Raw genomic sequence first — 479 nt, 5'->3', positions numbered from 1 at the left:
GTGCCTGGACTGAGCCGCCGCAATCCCGGTCCCGACGAGGCTACGGCGCCTTCAGCACCGCCCGGCAGGCGGACGGCAGGGCCGCCATGGTCATGGCAGGCTTGGGCTTCGGCGACACCTTGGGCGGCTTCGGGTGCAGAACCGCGTCGGAGAACCAGTAGCTTAGGTCGTCGCAGCCATCCCCGGCGGCGGGCGCCCCCTGGGGCTGGCAATCGTCCTGGCCGGCCGGGCAGGATAGCCGGATATGGTAATGGTAGTTGTGCCCGTACATCGGGCGCACCTTCGACATCCAGCTCCGGCCGGAAGCCTCCCGGCACAGGGCCTTCTTGATCGCCGCGTTGACGAAGATGCGCTCCACTTCCGGCTGCTCGGCGGTGAGCTTGATCAGCTGCAGGTGCGTCGGGGTCCAGACCTCCGGGTCGATGTCGAGGCGGTCCCGGCGGACCATGTCGGTGGCCGAGGTCTCCTCGCGCTCCGCC

Annotated in this window: 1 protein-coding gene; it reads right to left on the bottom strand. The window is 69.5% G+C overall.

Translation table 11 applies throughout. From position 1 onward, the window contains the following. Positions 1 to 40: 40 nt before the first annotated feature. The coding region (locus M1M07_RS32415; protein WP_248676794.1) for a penicillin-insensitive murein endopeptidase at positions 41 to 479 on the bottom strand (439 nt) is incomplete at its 5' end.

This window comes from Rhodococcus sp. HM1, from assembly GCF_023218075.1.
Classification (GTDB): Bacteria; Actinomycetota; Actinomycetes; order Mycobacteriales; family Mycobacteriaceae; genus Rhodococcus.
The sequence above is the reverse complement of the archived record's forward strand: the minus strand, read 5'-3'. Positions and strand labels throughout refer to the sequence as shown.